The following is a 16,405-nucleotide window of genomic DNA, read 5'->3' as shown; positions in this document are numbered from 1 at the left end:
CTACTTTTCTATAAATTTGAACTTCGACCATGGGTGGATAAAATCTAGTAAGAGATGTTCTTCTGGTACAATTGCACCAACTTTATTTTTCCTTGCATCCCGATGTGGTTCTAAAACAATTTGAAGTTCATTTTTGTATTTGCCAAATGTATCATTTCCAATGACTACATCACCGACTTGAAATTCATTTTCGTTATCATGAGCTTCATTTTCTGCATTTTTATATTTTTTTCGAACTTCAGTGGAACGAATAACCTGTTCAGTGATATCTCCTCGACGAACATGTTGTTCTCCTAGTACAATTTGTCGTTCTACTTCATGAGTAGCTGTCTGCCACTCGATCGTAAATACTGTTTGATAGCGATCCATTTCCCCTAACATACGCAGCTCTTCTTCAGATGCGTAGGCATTTCCAATAATGACATCATCGATCAACCCAGTAGCAAACAAATGTTTTGCTGCTACATGGACCGGTAAATGACGGTGCATCTCTAACGTAGTCAACCCATCATTGATATCCCACGGTCCGATTGTTCCCACCTGAGAAGAAACAAAAGCAGCCGTTCGTAACCCTTGTTTTTTAAATCGTTGGCTGCAAGACTCAAAAAATCGGTAAGGTAAGCCTGTTCCTTCTTGAGGATAAAAATTATGACACCCATAGAGAAAGGGTTTATTTGCTTGATGAGACAAAATATTATCCAAATAAGCAACATCATTACTCATATTCAACTCAATCGCTAAATGATAAGGATTATATGACAGCAAAGCTTCTTTTCCGCCGTCAAATCCTAAATCAAGACGGATTCCATCTGCACCAGTTTCGTGGAAAAAACTTAAGTCGTCATACGAAATGTCCAACTGTTCAAAAATGTTGGGAGCAACATCTAAAATCGTTTCAAATCCCAATTCTTTCGCAAAATGAATCAATTTTTGAAACTTTTGTTTTACAATCAGAGGATCTTCCGTTACTTCTAACATACTCATAAAAATACGGGTAAACCCATAACGTTGTGCTAATTGCAAATATTCTTGATCTTTGATTGGATCACTATGATCTGGGTAAAGTGAAATCCCTAGTGCACGTTTCATAGCCACTAACCTCCATTTTTTATTATGCTTGTTCCTCGGTAACGCCCGTCACTATTGGTGCTTCTTCTTGCGCTTGTTCTTCTGCTTCACGAGCCAGTTGTTGTTTTTCGAATACTTTGAAGAACGGATAATAAATAGCCAATGTGATCAGGAAGTTAGCAATAACTAACACGCCAGCTGCTACGCTCCAGTTTGTACTCATCCAAGCGGCGATTGGCGAAGGAATAGCAAATGGTAACCGAGCCGTCATCATTGGGATGAGACCACTAACCGTTAAGACATATGACAAAGTAGTCGTTACTAACGGTGCAAGAATGAACGGAATCCCTAATACCGGGTTCATTACAATCGGTGCCCCGAAGATCATTGGTTCATTGATGTTGAATAGTCCTGGTAAAATCGATAATCGACCTAAACTCTTTAAATATTTTGATTTGGAGAACATGAATAAAACCACTAAAGCCAAGGTTGTTCCTGCGCCACCAATCCACACGTACCACTGTAAAAACTGTTCTGTAAAAATATTCGGCATATTATGAGCATTCGCACCAGCGTTGAAAGCATCAATGTTTTCAGCAATCGAAATATCCCAAAATGGGCGAATCACTGGTCCCATAATGGCTGGTCCATGAATCCCAAGAACCCAGAAAAAACAAATCAAGAAGACTGTTAATAAACCACCAAACAAACTATTCCCTGCAAGTATGCCTTTTAGCGGCATCAATAACTCACTTAAAAACCCATTCAGATCAAAACCAAGCATATGTCGGATCACCCAGAAGAAAATCAAAATCACCGCTCCAGGAATCAATGCAACAAAAGAGTTTGTCACTTCTGGTGGCACCCCATCAGGCATCTTGATTGTAATTTTCTTTTCAATGAAGAAACGATAAATCTCGACAGAAATAATTGCTGTAACAATGGCACCAAATAATGAACCTGATCCTAGATTCGCAATATTGATATAACGTCCTGCTGTGATTCCTTCCAAGTCTTCTAATACCTGTGTCGGTGGTGCTGCCACGATCAGAAAAGACATCAATGCTAATATACCAGCCGTCAAGGAATCAACTTTATAACTTTTTGCTAATGATGAAGCAATCCCAAATGTTGCGTATAATGCCAAAATCCCTATCGTATAACGAAAAGGAATATCCAAAATTTGCCGATAGGGTTCGATCACTGCTGCCACAGATTCAATCGGAATGTTCAGTAAAATCGTAAAAAATGAACCGACGATCGTTAGTGGCATCGTTGCAATAATTCCTTTTCTAATTGCCGTCATGTGCCTCTGTGTTCCAATTCGGTTAGCTACTGGCATAATCTTTTGTTCAATCAATCCTACAAACTTATCCATTACCGCTCTCTCCTTTTATAACATTATAATGTTTATCAAAGTGATCGTACCATATTATGCTAACTTTGTAAACGATTTCTATAAATAGTAAAAATTTTTCTACTCTCTAAGGAAGCTTATCCTAAAAATACACAATCCTTCCCCCATCACAAAAAAACACCTGCGAATATCTTGACCCATGTATCTGATGGCTTCTGCGGTAATAAGGAGCGTACTTACAAAATATGAAAAGCTATTTTCTGGTAAGCCTTTAACCTGAGGCTTTTACCTCCTGATAGACGGTGTTTAAAAGGTTGCTTCTGCGGTAATAACGAGCGTACTTACAAAATATGAAAAGCTATTTTATAAGTACGCTCGTTATTACTTGAAGCAGACCACCTTTTAAACAACCTTATGTTTCATAGTCTATATGATAAGGATGCAGATTGGTCTCGTAAATTGCTTCTGAATATTCGATTGTTTTCCCCAAGTGGGTCTTTGATTGTCGCGTTCTTTTAATCGCGATCTCTGAGGTAGTTTTTAAAATTTCCCGTTCATCCTTTGTTAGAAACACAGCGGAAAAATCATCGGCAAAGGAGTCGATGGCATAACCTTTTTGGGTCAATAAACGATATAAAGACTCTTCATCAAATACTTTGCGCTTGATTTCTAACAAATCACTTGGCAGATAATGCGTAAAGTAAATATAAGGACGGTCGTTTAAGTAGTATAATCGCTTAAAACAGACAGCCGTTGAACCAAAAGAGGCAAATAATGGGTGATCTTTTTTTAAAGTGATTTTCTTTAATTCCAACGTTTCTTTGTGAACTGTATGTTGTGAGTTTTCTAGAATCTGTGTAAAACTTGCCGCTTTTGACAAACGATTGTATGGACGATTACTTACTACCGTCGTCCCTCGTCCGCTTTTCTTTTCGACATATTCATCTGTTGCTAATAATTCAATGGCCTTACGAACCGTGATCTTACTTACTTGAAACATTTCTTCTAATTCATTTTCTGTAGGCAACATGGTGCCGACAGGATACTTTCCTGAAAAGATATCTTCTTTGATCTTGTCTGCAACTTCTAGGTATAGTACACGTGTCCTTTTCATAACTTCACCTTTCGATTTTATTACTAGAATCATAGCACATAAAAAATAAAAAAAGAATATAAACGCCATGGATTAGCTATGTTGGTGGATTGAGGATTGAGACAATAGTTCTTCTTTTTTATCTATAAAATTATAATAGGAAGAAATTATTTTATCAGTTACAAAAAACACCAAAGTAAGCAAAACGCAAACTTCGATGTTCTTATTAGTCTTCTAACTTATCGATCAACATGCTTATTTTCAATGATGCTTATAGCTTGCATAGTAAAATCCTGATACGAATATTGCACCGCCGACAATGTTACCGATATAAACTGGGATAAAATTCAAGAGAAATTCTGTCCAAGTTGCTTGTCCTTCAAAAATTGCGGCTGGGATCACAAAGCAGTTAGCCACACTATGCTGAAAGCCGATGGCAACAAAAATCATTACGGGAAACCAAATAGTCAATACTTTTCCAGCTGCATCTTTTGCTCCATAGGATAGCCATAATGCTAAGCCGACAAACCAGTTACAACCAATTCCCGAACCAAGTGCTTGCCACCAAGAAGCTTCGATCTTATGATCAGCAATATGGATGACTTGGTCCAAATAAACGCCTGAATGAGTCAATCCGACAAAGTGTCCAAAGAAATATGCAACAAAAATGGCACCCACGATATTAGCTAACGTGATAATTGTCCAATTTTTAACTAATTGTGAAAAAGTTACTTTTTTATCCATAAAAGCAATTGCAACCGCCATCATATTTCCAGTAATTAATTCCCCGCCACCGAGCAGGATCACCAATAGTCCGATAGGAAACACAGCCGCCCCTACTAAACTAGTTAAACTCGCCAGTGATTCTGGAATCGAAGCTGAAACTCTGATGTAGGCTAAATAACCTAACGAGATCATTGCTCCTCCGATAAAACCTAGAATCAATTTCGCAAGAATTGGCTTTTGGATCTTTTTCGTTCCAAGATGGATACTGATATCCATAATTTCTTCTGGTGTATACATAGATGTTCAAACCCACACTTCCCATATTTTTTCAAAAACAATAGTGATTTATTTCACATTTTCATTTTAGATTATATCATCTTCCATTCCTAATCCCTATGATTATTTTAAAATAACCGATATTTTTTTATCATTCTATGACAGGGCACACAAGTGAGACTTTCCCACATCTCGTGATTTTTTTCTTTAGAACAACAAGAGTAAAATGAATCGCTCGATCAAATAGAAAAAAGACCATTTTCGACAGTGATTTGTCAAAAATGACCTTATTTTCTTTATCAGAAATGAACTATTCTTAATTTCTTAGTAAACAACGGTTCTATCATGAATACAAACTTACAGTTCTTCTCCATTGGTGGCGATGACTTTTTGATACCACTCAAAAGATTTTTTCTTTGAACGATTTTTGGTTCCGTTCCCTTCATCATCCAAATCAACATAGATAAATCCATAACGTTTACTCATCTCACCAGTCGAAGCACTTACCAGATCAATACATCCCCATGGTGTATATCCCATGAGTTCCACACCATCAGCTACCGCTTCTCCCATCGCTTCGATATGACGACGTAAATAATCAATACGGTAATCGTCATTGATGCGCCCGTCTTCTTCTACCTTATCAATTGCGCCTAACCCATTTTCAACAATAAACAATGGTTTTTCGTAACGGTTGTACAACTCGTTTAATGCAATCCGTAAACCTTCCGGATCGATCTGCCATCCCCATTCGCTGGCTTCTAAGAACGGATTTTTAACTCCACCTAAAAGATTACCAGCTGAGGCCGCTGCATCTGGGTCCGTTTCGTTGACTGCAGTAGACATATAATAGCTGAAACCGATATAGTCGACTGGATATGCTTGCAACAACTCAAAATCTTCAGTCGTTTGTTCTAATTTGGCACTATCTACGCCATATTTTTCATACGTGCGGTTTGTGTATGCCGGGTATTTGCCCCGTACTTGAACATCTGCACAGAAGAAATTAAATTCTTGGTTCTGGATCAATGTAGCTACTTGATTGATTGGATTAGCATCTATGCTATACGTCGTTGCATAGATAATCATACAACCCACTTGGCTATCCTCCCGTAATTCATGAGCGATTTTTACTGCTTTACTACTTGCTACAAATTGGTTATGCCATGCTTGGAAGATATTTTGATAATCAGCCGCACCATTACTTTTTACTAATCCTTGACTCAAAGCTGGAAAATGAAAAGCTGAATTGATCTCATTGAACGTCATCCAATATTTGACTTTATCGCTGAATCGTTCAAGCACCACTTTAGCAAAGCGTTCGTAAAAATCAATCAGTTCTCGGTTTTTCCACCCGCCATATTTTTTTGCTAGATTTAATGGCATCTCGTAATGGGAAATCGTGATCACAGGTTCAATCCCATATTTCAAACATTCATCAATCACTTCTTCATAAAAGGTTAAACCTTTCTCATTCGGTGTTACTTCGTCTCCTTGAGGGAAAATCCGAGTCCAAGCAATGGAGAAACGATAACATTTAAAGCCCATTTCAGCAAAAAGCGCAATGTCTTCTTTAAACCGATAATAATGATCGATCCCTTGATGGTTAGGATAGGTATATTTATCTGGTTGGATCGTCCAATCAAAGTCTTCACTGCCAATAACTGCAAATCGTTGTTTCCCCCCAGGCATCGCGTCAGCAACTGAGAGCCCTTTCCCATCTTGATCGTAAGCACCTTCTAATTGATTAGCAGCTGTAGCGCCACCCCATAAAAAATCTTTTGAAAACTTTGTAGTCATCTGCTATTTCCTCCTTATTTGACAATTGCTAGAAAATCTTCACTAGCAATCAGTTCTTCTTGATTTAATTCCAACACATCAGCAAAATGTTCCGTATTTGTAATAACGATTGGCGTGATCACACTGTATCCAGCGGCTTTAATCGCTTCAATATCAAATCGAACCAATAAATCACCAGCTTTTACTTGATCCCCTTGTTTTACAAAAGTCTCAAACCATTGTCCTTCAAGCTCAACGGTATCCATACCGATATGCATCAAGATTTCAATTCCATCTTTCGTTGTTAAACCAACCGCATGACCTGTTGGGAAAATGGTCGTGATCTCCCCATCTGCTGGCGCAATCAATTCACCTTTTTCCGGATCAATCGCAAGCCCTTTTCCCATCGCTCCAGAAGAGAAAACTTTATCCGGAACATCAGATAATGGCAGGACTTTCCCGCTTAAAGGACTTTTTAGATTATGTCGAGCAGAACTAATCGTGTCACCTGCTGTTGTTTGTTGATTTGTTTCTAGTTTTTCATCTTGGACGGTTTCATCAAATCCAACGATCAGCGTACCTACGAATGCTAAGACAAATGAAAGAGCTGTCGCAAGGATTGCCATGGTCACATTGGATTCAACTGCTTGGTTCGTACTAATAAACGTTGGGATCGTTAACAAGCTTACTAACCCGCTAGAGAAAGCTTTCACACCAGCAAAACCAATCATTGCGCCTCCGATACCGGCTGACAGACAAGCAACGACAAACGGTTTCTTTAACGGTAAAGTTACCCCATAAACGGTTGGTTCCGTAATGCCAAAAAGTGAGGTAATTGTAGATGAAATACCTAATGAACGAAGCTTAGTATCTTTGGTCCGAATCGCCACTGCTAAGGCTGCACCACCTTGAGCTAAAACGGCTGGTAAAAGCATTGGAACCATGACGTCAAACCCATATTGTTCAATATTCAAGAACATGATCGGTACAAAGCCCCAGTGCATCCCAAACATTACGAACACTTGCCATAAACTTCCCATAATCAAGCCCGCAACTAATGGACTAAAGCTGTAAATCGAATTAAATAGACTACCTAACCCATTACCGATAACTGTCCCGATTGGACCTAACAGTAAGAAAGTTAATGGCACCATCACCAATAAAACGATCATTGGTACAAAAATCATTTGTAAAAATTGTGGAATCACTTTTTTCACCAGCGGTTCAAATTTGCTTTGGACCCAAACAGCCAAAATGATCGGAATCACTGAAGATGTGTAACCTGATTGAGCTAACACGATTGGTAATCCAAAGAAATCCACTGCCCCTCCAGCTCCAGCTAGTTGCGTGATTGCTGGATAAACTAACGCCATAGCAATTGCCACAGATAAAAATTGGTTCGTTTTGAATTTTTTGGCTGCAGTAAAAGCTAACATCACTGGTAAAAAGGTAAAGACACCATCTGCGGCTGCAAATAGAATTTGGTAAGCCCCAGTATCCGCTGAAAGCCACCCTAACACCGTTGCCAAAGATAAAAATCCTTTTAAGATCCCTGCAGCTGCCATTGCGCCTAAAAATGGCGTGAAAATACTAGAAATAATATCAATCAAGCGATTCAAAGGATTTTTTGACTGATCCTCTGTTCCTGATTGATCTGTCAGACCTTGCTCATCAACGATTGCTTGGTAAACGTCAGCCACATTACTACCGATAACTACTTGGTACTGACCACCACTTTGTACTACTTGAATCACATCTGGATCCTGTTTTAACTTTTGTGTGTCTGCGACCGATTCATCTTTTAATTTGAAACGTAAACGTGTCGCACAATGTACTAAACTATTGACATTCTTTTCACCTCCGACTGCCTCCCATACTCTTTTACCAACTGCTTGATTATCCATCTTCTTTTCCTTCTTTCTAGTTGATTTAATCAAATAAAAAACCTAGATTGAAAAAACGGTCACGAAAATTCGTGCCCTATTTTTCAATCTAGGTTTTGCCTGCTTTACCAGTAACAATCCTTAAGATTGGGTACTTTGCTTTTCACTCACTACACGTTGGATGTGAATCGTTAAATAGATTTGTTCTGCGACTCCCATTGGTTCCTTTTGTGTTTTTAAGAGATAGTCATTGATCCGTTCCGAACAACGGAAGGCTTTTGGATATTTCCCTTGAACGAGCGCATAGAGAAATTCATCCTGCTCATCCGAACTTTCGCCTTTTAAATAGCGTTGTGTAAAAAATTGTAAATGGGTAATGATTCGTTGGTAATTCAACGATTCCTCGTCAAATGTCACACCAAAGAACTTACTAATAATGCTGAGAATATCTCTAACGATCGTCGTTGCAGTCATCGTGACTTGCATATCCCCATTTCCTTGTTGGCTATTCACTAAATGAAAAGCAATAAATCCTGCCTCGTCAATCGGTAGACTGACTCCAACTTTTCTCTGAATCAATTGCAATACTTCTTTGGCCACCAAGTATTCTTTCGGATAAAATTTCTTCGTTTCAAAAAGAAGCGGATTTGGTAACTGGATATTTTCGTTTGCTCGACAAATCGCATAATGGATATGATCGGTCAATGTCAAATAAATATTTGACGACAACGAAACGCCTAATCGTTCTTCCGCCACATCAACGATCTGCTTGACTAGTTCTACTTCTTCTAATGGGACATCCGCCATCAGCTGTTGAAATTGATTGGTTGCTAAGGAATCTTTTAAAACAAATTCTTTTTGAACTGTTGTTTTATCAATCCTATCACCAGGTCTTTTTTGAAACGCGAGGCCTTTGCCCATACAGATAATCTCTTCACCTCGTTCGTTTTTTGAAATGACGACGTTATTATTTAAGACTTTTTCAATAACCATTTTCCCTCGCCCTCTCATAAAAAAATAAAAAAACCTAGAATCCCCCTGTACTTTAGGTTGAATTCTGGTTTTGCCTGCCGAGCAGTAACAATCCATCGATTATCTGAACCAAGCATAGCACCCTTCTTTTATTTTTGCAAGCCTTTTCAACTTTTTTTTTTTTAGTAATTGTAAAAATGAGAAATTAAAAAACCGACGAAAACTATTAGCTATTCGAGCGAACTAGCAATCGTCGGTTTTTCATTAACTATTTTCGTCTAAAATGTTCGTGTTTCCATATTGAATGCTGCCTTCATTTCTTTCGTCGCTTTTTTCATTGGTGTTACCTTCTCTAATTCACCTTGAACGACTAATCGAGTCACCGCATTCATATCTCCGCACGTAATCAACGTAACGAGCGATTTTCCTTCTTGGATATTTAACAGCTGGGTCTCCGTCGGTGCCACTTTTTCTTTAAAGGTTGCTTTATACGTATAGACATTTTCCAAATCTACCAAATAGATTTTATCTCCTAATGATAAATTTTCTAGTGGCGTGAATAATAGTTGTGGATTGCTCGAACGATGACTCGCTAAAGCATAATTTCCTTTTCCCATTTGCTGATTAGGATCTAATGTCCCCGCACCATAAAGCAAGTTCGCATTATCTAAACCTCTAAAAATCGGGATATTGATTGCCACAGAAGGAACAGCAATACTACCAATAACTGGTAAGTCCGTTCGATTCAATTGGGCACGCAACACACTTTCCGTACTCATTGACTCCACTGCATCAAAATCAAAACTTGCCTCTTTTTTGTTGTTTTTCTTGATTTCATCTTTTGTCACATTGGCAATTGCGTATTTATCTCCGGTATTTTTAACAAAATAATCTTTGATCTGTTCATTAAAAATTAACGCTAATCCAACCAATAATAGTAAAAATAAGAAAAAATTGGCGATCCATCTTTTTACTCGACCTTTGCTTGGTTTTTCCTTCATTCACTTGCCTCCCTTATTTAGCTAAAATAAACGCAACCTGTAGTTTCACACTTAAAGTTCTGTATATTTCTTTCGTTGTCCTCGACTTGCTTCTACTGGATATTTCAATTTATTTTTTGCTAATTTTTCTTCAATAATTTCATCAAGATCCAACTGTAAATTGTCAGCCATCATGTAAGAATAGATCAAGACATCTGCCAGTTCTTCTTTGATTTGTTCTAATGAAGTTTCCTTCACTTCTTCTGGTTGCTTCCATTGAAAAAGTTCCAGTAATTCAGAAGCTTCTAAGGAAATAGAAATTGCAAGATCTTTTTCGTTATGAAATTGTCGCCAATTTCTTTCGTCTCTAAATTGATTGACTTTCGCCATACTATCCATGAACATTCACCTATTTCTTTATTCGATTACTAATAATCATACCATGTTTTTAATAGAAAATAAGTATATTTACCTAGATAAAATAAAATATACGTATTTATTTAACGATCTTTTTATAAAGCAAAATGATAACGGATGTTACTTATCCACTGATAACTTACACCAATGGATGTTATTCTTGTAAGCTGAATTTTAATTCTTTTACACCAGTAAGTGTCCACAAGACCACTAGACTGACAAGATAAATACTACTTAGAAAAATAATCACAGCAGATAATTGATAATGATCCATCAAAAAGCCAATAATGATCGAAGAAAATCCACCTACAGCTCTACCTAAATTCATAATAAAGTTATTGGCTGTTGCACGGATCTCAGTAGGATACAGGCTACTAATGATTGCACCATAGCCGCCATACATGCCATTGATAAAGTAACCAACAACCACCGCTGCTGCTACTAAACTCCATTGACTACGAGCTAAAACGAGTAAGAAGACCGAGAGCGCTGAACAAATCAAGAATAAAGTAAAGGCTGTTCTGGGACCTAATTTATCCATGATGATCCCAAAAGTCAACATACCTAATGACATCCCCACAATCGTACTCACCATCCATAAAGACGAACCTGAAACGGATAATCCTAATTGTGCTTGCATGATCGAAGGTAACCAATTCATCAAACCAAAATAACCAGCAATTTGGACAGTCACCATAAGACTCAAGCCAATCGTCTGCCAAGTAAGTTGTTTTGTTTCAAATAGATTGCGTAACTTTGTTGCCTTTTTAGTTGCTTTCGCAGCTTGAAATGCCTCCGGTTCTTTTAAGCCATGTCGGATGACTAAAACTAATAATACAGGTAATACACCAATCACATATAACATGCGCCACCCGAGCCATGGAATGACGATTGCCGCCAAAATAGCAGCTAGAGCCGCGCCTACTTGGGCTCCAATACCAGCAATGGACGAAGCTCGTCCAATTTGTTTTTTTGAAAAAGTTTCAGAGATCAAAGACATACAAGCGCCATACTCGCCCCCAGCCCCGATTCCGGCAATAAACCGAAACAAGTAGACTAAATAAATCGTTGAAGAAAAATACATCAATAATGAAGCAATTGAAAATAAGATAACCGTTTGAGAGAACACCTTTACTCGACCATATTTATCCGCCATCAGACCAAAAAAAATACCTCCAACGAGCATCCCCAAATTAGTGATCGTCGCAATCATTCCCGCTTGCGTTCCACTAATATGAAAAGTTGCAATCATTGAAGATAAAGAAAAAGCTAGGAACATGATATCCATATTCTCTAATGCAATCCCTGATGATGTTGCTAATAAAACCTTCCGTTGATACTTCGTCATTTTTGTTACCCCTTTTCTTTCATTTTTACCCTAAATTGTTAAAATCATATATAAAAATCAAGAAAAAAGCAAGAACTTTTGTTTTTTTATGTCAATTCATTCACTCAACTGATCTACGCTGTTTTTGAGAACTATCACTTGCTCAATAATTACGAAATCGCTACACTTATTTTGTAGTCAAAAAATAAAGCGTTTTTCTAAACCGCTTATTTGTCTGATCAAGCAATTTATCTTAGATAACCGTTATCTAAGTAATCACTTTTTTGCTATCATTCGCATAGCCTTAGCTCTTTGCGAAACGTTTTTGTGAAACTGAAAAAAAAACTATAAAGGAGAAAAACAGAATGGACAAACAATTATTCTTAGAAAAAATTGCTGGTGGGCTGATCGTTTCCTGCCAAGCCTTACCTGGAGAACCTTTTTATACAGAAGAAGGTAGTTTGATGCCTTATTTTGCTTTAGCTGCTGAAAAAGCAGGAGCTGTTGGTATCCGTGCGAACTCAGTACGGGATATTATGGCGATCAAAGAAAAAGTGGCCCTGCCGATCATCGGTATCATTAAACGTGATTATCCTCCTGAAGCGCCATTTATCACAGCAACCATGCGAGAAGTTGATGAACTAGTAGCCACAGGGGTTGAAGTTATCGCTTTAGATTGTACTTTACGCAAACGCCACGATGGTCTGACCATCAATGAATTCATTGCTAAAGTCAAAGAAAAATATCCACAACAATTATTGATGGCTGATATCGCCACTTTTGAAGAAGGAAAGAATGCTTACGAAGCAGGAGTTGATTTTGTAGGGACAACTTTAAGCGGCTATACAGAAGAAAGTGTGAAACAAGCTGGTCCTGATCTCCCACTCATCCAAGAACTGATCCAAGCTGATATATGCGTTATTGCAGAAGGTCGGATCCACACGCCACAACAAGCCAAACAAGTCAAAGATCTAGGCGTAGCTGGCATCGTTGTAGGTGGTGCGATCACACGCCCTCAAGAAATTGCTCAACGCTTTATCGAAGCATTAGATTAAGAGACTCCTTCATTTTTTCAGGAGAAATGCTTTTTCGTCCTTCTAACTAAATCAGCTAAATAGAACTAACCAAAAACAGCCAGAACGAGACTGAGCCAAAATTTGCCTCAACCTCATCCTGGCTGTTTTTCAGTTCATTATTCCAACTTTACTCACAACCTCTTCCTCACCAGATTCTCAGATCCGCTTAAAATCGACATCAGATAACAGGAATTGGACTTACTGTTCAAAACAAAGGCTATGACTCAGATCAACAGCTTAGAAAGATGATTCTCCCCCTCGTTTCTCAACAATAAATCATCAGATGAGAAGGAAGAACTTTTAATGTGACAGGCAGATTGACACCTCCATCGCCATCCACATTTGTTGCTAATTCTTGGTCTTCATCCAAAGCAATCTGGATCGTTTCACAGGTTTGATAAGCCAGATGATCGGTAGAAGAATCCACACCTTTTAACAAATCAGGCAATGTTTTTAACGTATCTAACAATGAAGTATCTTTTAAATAAACCAAGTGCAATTTGCCATCGTTTACTTTAGCATTAGGTATCAATGTTTCAAAACCACCAATTGAATTAGTTAATCCTACCAGCAATGTACTACTTTCAATTTGTTTTTCCTGCCCATCAATGACTAACTGGAATTTATAAGATTGGGTTCCAGCCAATTGCTTGATTCCTGAGATAAAGTAAGCAAACTTACCATATTTTGTTTTCTTTTCTGGATCTACATCATTGATTGACTCAGGAATGGTCCCGATCGCCACGACATTCATAAAATATTGGTCATTGATTTTCCCAATATCTAATGGTTGCAACGCATCCATTGAAAGATGAGCGATAGCTTCTTCGGGTTCTAACGGTATGCCTAAAGCACGGGCTAAGTCGTTGACTGTTCCTAACGGAATAAAACCAAAATTTGGACGATGTGCTTGTTCAGCGATCCCATTGATTCCTTCATTAACAGTACCATCTCCACCCATGACAAACACGCTGTGATACCTATCCACTGCTGCTTCTCGAGTAAAATTCTTGGCATCTCCAGCTTTTTTCGTATGAAGAACAACGACTTCATCAAACATCGTGGTTAACTTTTGATGGGCCAGTTTTTCATATTCTTGTGCTTGTTCTCCTCCAGAACTTGGATTAACGACCAACAACGCTTTTTTCATCCTGTTTCCCCCTTCGTTTCACAACATGACTTTGACTAAACTATAGCACAAAAAAACTCAGAACATCTAGTTTCAGACATTCTGAGCTACACCAGCTGATTGGCTATCTTATTTTACGAATCAAATAATAACCCACCGATCCGACGATCATCGTTCCCAGAAAGACCAGAATGGACGAGGAATGTTCATTTGTTTTTGGTAAATGTTCTGCTTCAGAATCAGTCGAAGATTCAGAAGCAATCTGGAGCATCGTCTCTTTTTTAGTTGTACTTGGTCCAGAGTTTCTTAAGTCGATGACGCTTGATTCGGTCATACTTGATTCTGTGGTGCTTGGTTCCGTTGTGCTTGGCTCCGTTGTGCTTGGCTCCGTTATGCTTGGTTCCGTGGTGCTTGGCTCCGTTGTGCTTGGCTCCGTTGTGCTTGGTTCTGTTGTGCTTGGTTCTGTTGTGCTTGGTTCGGTCGTTTTTTTGGTATTCGTGATCACAAAAGAATTGCCATTATTGGTTACGGTACTCTCAAACTCATCAGGTACATTCACTTCCGCTACTTGATAAGTAAAGTCTTCTCCTTGATTATTGTATTTTGGTAAGACCGCTTTTTCGTTGCCCACTGGCAGTTCCTTGATCGTCGCTTGATAATTATCTTGTTTTCTTAAAGAAAGCACCGCTGAACTTTGCCAACTCGTAGGATCAACGACCGAACTCCTGCGAATCACATAGTCAATAGTCTCTGGGATCTCGGATGCCGCTACATTTTTCCATTTTTTTGCTACTTGGATTGTGGTTGTCGGTGCCTTGATTGAAGGGATTGGAAAATCAAGTAATTCACTTTCATTTGTTGGTGCTAACGTTGTCCGTCCATTACACAAATACCAAGTTTCGCCTTTAAAATGAGTATTTTCAGTGTTTAAACGGACTTGATAGGTACACGTAAGCCGTTCATTTTCCCCTAATGCAATATTTGCAATCGTAATCGCTTGGTTCGCTTCCGATACAACTACATCAGCCACTACATCATTGGCTTGTTCCCAATTTCCTTGTTCATTTTTTCGCCAACCGACTAATTGATAGGAGCGTTCATTAAACTCACCCGCTCCTTGGAGTAAAATGTCTTGCCCCATAGGATCAGTGATCGTACCATTAGGAATCGTTTTATCAATTTGGTTGGCGATCTCTGTTAAGGCAGAACCCAAACCGCTTAGATTTTCATCGGTTGTAAGGTATTGTTGCGGTTTAGAAGCTAAGTTTCGCCCAATATATTCCCCTCGAGCAGAAGGTGCTGTCGCTATCGAATAACAGGTAAAACCCGAATGCTTGAGAGAAACAATCGTTCCTAAGGTCGCATCTGTCACAACTGAACTACTAACAGAAATTGCATTGGGATCAGAAGGGTTACTGTTCGTCGTATAGTATTTGTCAGAATCAGTTTGAAAATCTTGAATATAATGATCGGTATGGTAGCCATTATAATCAATGATCTCTCCCTCATTTGGATACTCTTTCGCTCCTTGTACTGGAAGATAACTACGATTGGCACTGTCATCACCAATATGAATAAATAGTTTTTCCGCTTCTGGCCGACTTTTCTCCAATAATAGCCGTTGCCCTGCTAATAATCCTTTTTGCATAAATGTTCCCGAATGTGACTCAGCGGTATATTTCAAGAAGTTCTCTAAGTCATTCATATTACTTGAAAAACCATTTGTTGAATAAACCTCTCGATTGTATGCTACGATCCCCACGCGGATATTCCCATTAGCTAACGAATCCGCTAATTCATTGCCAAATTGTTGTAATCCGATTAAAGCATTGGTTAATTTTTCGCCAGTCATGGAGGAAGAATAATCGATCACCAAAACTAAATCAATCGGTGTTCCGATCTGGTTACCTTTCACATCTAACGTGACGTCAAATAAACCTTGTGTCTTGCTATCTTCTTTGACACTCTTTTTTAAATACGCTCGGTCAGCGTAATTAACATAATTTTCCTCGTCAAATACAGCTTCTGGTGCATGGCCATAATCATAATTATAGGTATTCCCTACTGCTGTTCCATTTGTTAAACGTTGTCCCGTAGAATCGGTATAAGCAAAATCAACCGTCTCCGCAAATGATTTTTGCATCCCTATTCCCAGTAAAATACTCATTAATCCTACGAATAAAATCACTATCTTGAAATAGCTGTCTTTTCTCGTTCCCATCATTTCTCTCCTTTTCTACCAACAGATTTCCCCATCCTTATTAAAACCCTAGAATTTTTTCAACAATTGCTAGTATAAATTTTCTGGAATCTTTTCTGAGC

At 38.4% G+C, this 16,405-nt stretch carries 13 protein-coding genes; 1 reads left to right on the top strand and 12 read right to left on the bottom strand.

Features of this window, described 5'->3' with window-relative positions:
- The 10 genes from IGJ32_RS02835 to IGJ32_RS02790 all read right to left on the bottom strand — a co-directional run bounded on the left by IGJ32_RS02835 (position 1) and on the right by IGJ32_RS02790 (position 11,899).
- Positions 1-1,089, bottom strand: a complete 1,089-nt coding sequence (locus IGJ32_RS02835) for a DUF871 domain-containing protein (RefSeq protein ID WP_096709529.1) — start codon at positions 1,087-1,089, stop codon at positions 1-3.
- 22 nt (positions 1,090-1,111) lie between these two features.
- Positions 1,112-2,446, bottom strand: coding sequence for a PTS sugar transporter subunit IIC (locus tag IGJ32_RS02830; protein ID WP_342081599.1), 1,335 nt, complete (start codon positions 2,444-2,446; stop codon positions 1,112-1,114).
- Positions 2,447-2,837: 391 nt separating this feature from the next.
- Positions 2,838-3,539: a GntR family transcriptional regulator gene (locus tag IGJ32_RS02825; protein WP_010719934.1), complete on the bottom strand. Its 702-nt coding sequence runs from the start codon at positions 3,537-3,539 to the stop codon at positions 2,838-2,840.
- Between the two features lie 240 nt (positions 3,540-3,779).
- Entirely contained in the window at positions 3,780-4,541 is a 762-nt protein-coding gene (locus IGJ32_RS02820) for a formate/nitrite transporter family protein (protein WP_010719935.1), read from the bottom strand.
- A gap of 336 nt (positions 4,542-4,877) precedes the next feature.
- Positions 4,878-6,320, bottom strand: coding sequence for a glycoside hydrolase family 1 protein (locus IGJ32_RS02815; RefSeq protein ID WP_034699721.1), 1,443 nt, complete (start codon positions 6,318-6,320; stop codon positions 4,878-4,880).
- Between the two features lie 14 nt (positions 6,321-6,334).
- Positions 6,335-8,203 (bottom strand): beta-glucoside-specific PTS transporter subunit IIABC, encoded by a 1,869-nt coding sequence (locus tag IGJ32_RS02810; protein ID WP_342081600.1) that lies wholly within the window; start codon positions 8,201-8,203, stop codon positions 6,335-6,337.
- Between the two features lie 120 nt (positions 8,204-8,323).
- Positions 8,324-9,175: a BglG family transcription antiterminator LicT gene (gene licT / locus IGJ32_RS02805; protein WP_342081601.1), complete on the bottom strand. Its 852-nt coding sequence runs from the start codon at positions 9,173-9,175 to the stop codon at positions 8,324-8,326.
- A gap of 257 nt (positions 9,176-9,432) precedes the next feature.
- Positions 9,433-10,155 carry a class A sortase gene (locus IGJ32_RS02800; RefSeq protein ID WP_342081602.1) on the bottom strand — a complete coding sequence of 241 codons (723 nt, stop codon included), beginning with the start codon at positions 10,153-10,155 and terminating at the stop codon, positions 9,433-9,435.
- Positions 10,156-10,206: 51 nt separating this feature from the next.
- Positions 10,207-10,533: a nucleotide pyrophosphohydrolase gene (locus IGJ32_RS02795; RefSeq protein WP_342081603.1), complete on the bottom strand. Its 327-nt coding sequence runs from the start codon at positions 10,531-10,533 to the stop codon at positions 10,207-10,209.
- Positions 10,534-10,705: 172 nt separating this feature from the next.
- Positions 10,706-11,899, bottom strand: coding sequence for an MFS transporter (locus IGJ32_RS02790; protein WP_034699715.1), 1,194 nt, complete (start codon positions 11,897-11,899; stop codon positions 10,706-10,708).
- 344 nt (positions 11,900-12,243) lie between these two features.
- On the opposite strand from IGJ32_RS02790, the gene IGJ32_RS02785 reads away from it, so the two are divergent.
- Entirely contained in the window at positions 12,244-12,933 is a 690-nt protein-coding gene (locus tag IGJ32_RS02785; RefSeq protein WP_081127794.1) for an N-acetylmannosamine-6-phosphate 2-epimerase, read from the top strand.
- Positions 12,934-13,219: 286 nt separating this feature from the next.
- Here the strand turns inward: IGJ32_RS02785 and IGJ32_RS02780 are convergent, their stop codons facing one another.
- Together IGJ32_RS02780 and IGJ32_RS02775 are read right to left on the bottom strand one after the other, a co-directional pair.
- Positions 13,220-14,104, bottom strand: coding sequence for a diacylglycerol/lipid kinase family protein (locus tag IGJ32_RS02780; protein WP_342081604.1), 885 nt, complete (start codon positions 14,102-14,104; stop codon positions 13,220-13,222).
- Positions 14,105-14,207: 103 nt separating this feature from the next.
- Positions 14,208-16,304, bottom strand: coding sequence for a VWA domain-containing protein (locus IGJ32_RS02775; RefSeq protein WP_373169046.1), 2,097 nt, complete (start codon positions 16,302-16,304; stop codon positions 14,208-14,210).
- Between the last annotated feature and the right edge of the window lie 101 nt (positions 16,305-16,405).

Origin of the sequence: Enterococcus sp. DIV1639a, assembly GCF_050530445.1 — a bacterium.
GTDB lineage: Bacteria > Bacillota > Bacilli > Lactobacillales > Enterococcaceae > Enterococcus_B > Enterococcus_B hirae.
Note: the sequence above shows the minus strand (reverse complement) of the source record. Positions and strands in the feature narration are given on the sequence as shown.

What these genes read in the sequence shown, in the direction of transcription:
- IGJ32_RS02830 (WP_342081599.1), bottom strand. Translation starts at nt 2,446, where the DNA reads ATGGATAAGTTTGTAGGATTGATTGAACAAAAGATTATGCCAGTAGCT.
- IGJ32_RS02790 (WP_034699715.1), bottom strand. Translation starts at nt 11,899, where the DNA reads ATGACGAAGTATCAACGGAAGGTTTTATTAGCAACATCATCAGGGATT.
- IGJ32_RS02810 (WP_342081600.1), bottom strand. Translation starts at nt 8,203, where the DNA reads ATGGATAATCAAGCAGTTGGTAAAAGAGTATGGGAGGCAGTCGGAGGT.
- IGJ32_RS02775 (WP_373169046.1), bottom strand. Translation starts at nt 16,304, where the DNA reads ATGGGAACGAGAAAAGACAGCTATTTCAAGATAGTGATTTTATTCGTA.
- IGJ32_RS02785 (WP_081127794.1), top strand. Translation starts at nt 12,244, where the DNA reads ATGGACAAACAATTATTCTTAGAAAAAATTGCTGGTGGGCTGATCGTT.
- IGJ32_RS02825 (WP_010719934.1), bottom strand. Translation starts at nt 3,539, where the DNA reads ATGAAAAGGACACGTGTACTATACCTAGAAGTTGCAGACAAGATCAAA.
- IGJ32_RS02800 (WP_342081602.1), bottom strand. Translation starts at nt 10,155, where the DNA reads ATGAAGGAAAAACCAAGCAAAGGTCGAGTAAAAAGATGGATCGCCAAT.
- IGJ32_RS02795 (WP_342081603.1), bottom strand. Translation starts at nt 10,533, where the DNA reads ATGGATAGTATGGCGAAAGTCAATCAATTTAGAGACGAAAGAAATTGG.
- IGJ32_RS02820 (WP_010719935.1), bottom strand. Translation starts at nt 4,541, where the DNA reads ATGTATACACCAGAAGAAATTATGGATATCAGTATCCATCTTGGAACG.
- IGJ32_RS02835 (WP_096709529.1), bottom strand. Translation starts at nt 1,089, where the DNA reads ATGAAACGTGCACTAGGGATTTCACTTTACCCAGATCATAGTGATCCA.
- IGJ32_RS02815 (WP_034699721.1), bottom strand. Translation starts at nt 6,320, where the DNA reads ATGACTACAAAGTTTTCAAAAGATTTTTTATGGGGTGGCGCTACAGCT.
- IGJ32_RS02780 (WP_342081604.1), bottom strand. Translation starts at nt 14,104, where the DNA reads ATGAAAAAAGCGTTGTTGGTCGTTAATCCAAGTTCTGGAGGAGAACAA.
- licT (WP_342081601.1), bottom strand. Translation starts at nt 9,175, where the DNA reads ATGGTTATTGAAAAAGTCTTAAATAATAACGTCGTCATTTCAAAAAAC.